The 2,334-nt window shown below is 34.4% G+C and carries 1 protein-coding gene and 1 pseudogene; one reads left to right on the top strand and one right to left on the bottom strand.

The features are described from left to right. Positions 1–478: 478 nt before the first annotated feature. Positions 479–1,339 carry an alpha/beta fold hydrolase gene (locus ASU00_RS24035; RefSeq protein ID WP_057915951.1) on the bottom strand — a complete coding sequence of 287 codons (861 nt, stop codon included), beginning with the start codon at positions 1,337–1,339 and terminating at the stop codon, positions 479–481. A 580-nt stretch (positions 1,340–1,919) separates the two neighbouring features. Here ASU00_RS24035 and ASU00_RS24915 point away from each other — a divergent pair. Then, positions 1,920–2,334, top strand: a pseudogene (locus ASU00_RS24915) (IS110 family transposase); the annotation flags it as partial.

Genomic DNA, 2,334 nt, shown 5'->3' with positions numbered 1-2,334 from the left:
AGTTATAGAAAATTAAAATGCTCTTTCCAATGCTCTACCGCGATTTTTTTGCGAATTTCGTAATTTCGGTATGTATAATGAATTCGCGAAAGGATAAAACTTTCCTGCCTATAATTGAAATGTAAGCAACCACTTAGTTGGTCGGTAGCCGCGCTAAACTGCCCTTTAACTTAAAAATAATTATCTCAATTTTTCATAAATTCCACAATAAGTTATTCAATGGCCCTATTGTTGAACAAATCAATATGTACTCTTGAACTATCCTGCCCCGATAGTTCCATAAGAAAAAGCTACCTTAGAGACAACTCCGATCTTCAGCTAACGCACCCGTTAGTTCATTAAGAAAAGCGATATTTATAATAATTAGTATCATTATGGGTGCATATTAAATTCACCTTTTTGTTACATAATCAAGTGTTATCGGTAATTTTTAAAAAGTGTTTATAATATGTTGAATTTTTGAGATATTATATAGACTTTAACTAAGAAAATATTGCTTTATGTGTCTTGCAACTTCAATTGGATTATGTTCATTACAAGGGGAAAGATGATGTAATTTTGGGAGCATTAATGTTTGTGTTTTTGGAATTGTTCGACTTAATATTCGAATCATTTGGTGTACTGTTTCTGGACTTTTTTCTCCAGAAACTAATAATATATTTGCATTAATGATTTGATAATTGTTGTAAGTGTCTTCTAAGCGTTTTACTTCCTTATGCTCACATAAATTTGCTGGTAATAATTCTTTTATTTTAATCCAATGATCTCCACGTATTACCATACGTAAGATAAGTTTTGCGTACCAGTTTGGCATTCTTGTTAAAGGACTATGGCCTGCACCCCTTACAAAACTAGTAAATGCTTCTCTAAAATCTTTTTGGTTTATGGCCTTTTCATATTGTAATATCCAGTCCCAATCTGTTGGTAACGAACCTATAGAAACTCCAGGTTCATAGAGAGCTATTTTGGTAAAGGATTGAAACGTACGTGCAGTTTCTAAAGCTACGAGTCCACCATAGCTGTGTCCAAATACATAAATTGCATCTGTTACTTTTTGTAGCGCTTGAATATCTTCGCATTCTTTGTTAATAGAATACTCACTTCCCTGAGGTCCACTCATCCCTCGTCCTCTTCGATCAATGATGTGGACTGTAAATGAATCCGATAGTTCTTGGGCAAGCTCGCTAAGGTCCCTCCAATCATTTAATGCACCATGGATTAGAATAAAACTGGGTCCTTGACCGATACTTTGATAACTAATGACTGTACCATCTTGTGATGTAAGTGTTGATTGAGTGAATGTATCTATAGGATATGTACTTTTTAAAATGTTTGACATATATAATTTCACTCCTCTGTATACAAGGTTAGATTGAATTTATTATTGCTTACCTTACAATAGATTCGTATCAGTTAAAGAGTATTCCTCTTTATATATTCCATACATAACTAGTTAACAATAATTGCATATTTTGGGTTGTACGAAAAACGCGAATACCTTGGCTTACAAGATATTAGTGTTTTTTGTATTAATCGTATATTCAGGATTTTATAGAACTTCGATAAATCAACGATTTCGTACTCTCAAGTGCACCTGATGGCTGTATAAAAAATGGGGGTTTATTATGACCTCTTATTCCATTACCTGACCCTTTAATGGAATAACATGACTGACGTTTTTAAACAACTTTATTATGTTTTAAATTTAATGTCACTTAACAGTATTCCTTATGGAACTAACCTGCCCCGTTAGTGCCATAAGAAAAAACTGCCTTATAGACAGTTCCGATCATAAACTAACGCACATGTTAGCATTCCTGTAGATCGTTAAATATCAGGATTGAAAAAAATAGAGCCCCTCAGTAAGATACGAGTATAGAGTCCAATCTAACTCAAAGTCTTAAGGAGGAAGCCCTACTATGAATTTTAAAATGCAAAACAAACAAAATCAACTAATTGAAAGAATTACGGATCAACATCTAGTTGTTGGTGTGGATATTGCCCAACACGTACACGTGGCCCGTGCGGTAAACTATCGGGGCATTGTGGTCGGGAAACCTTTGACTTTTGAAAATAACGAAGAGGGTTTTACTAGATTACTAAACTAGATCAAGGAACTAAAACACATGAAAAACCTAGACACCACGATAGTCGGAATGGAACCTACCGGTCATTATTGGATGAACCTTTCAAAGTGGCTAGTCAAACAAAACATTGATGTCGTTACGGTCAATCCTCACCATGTCAAAAGAAACAAAGAAAATTGTGATAATACGCAATCCAAAAGTGATAAAAAAGATGCCCTTGTCATCGCTGATATGGTGAAGAATGGCT

The organism is Peribacillus muralis (assembly GCF_001439925.1).
Classification (GTDB): Bacteria; Bacillota; Bacilli; order Bacillales; family DSM-1321; genus Peribacillus; species Peribacillus muralis.
Note: the sequence above shows the minus strand (reverse complement) of the source record. Positions and strands in the feature narration are given on the sequence as shown.

Bases quoted from the DNA above. Each gene is read 5' to 3' on its own strand.
- ASU00_RS24035 (WP_057915951.1), bottom strand. From the start codon at position 1,339: ATGTCAAACATTTTAAAAAGTACATATCCTATAGATACATTCACTCAA.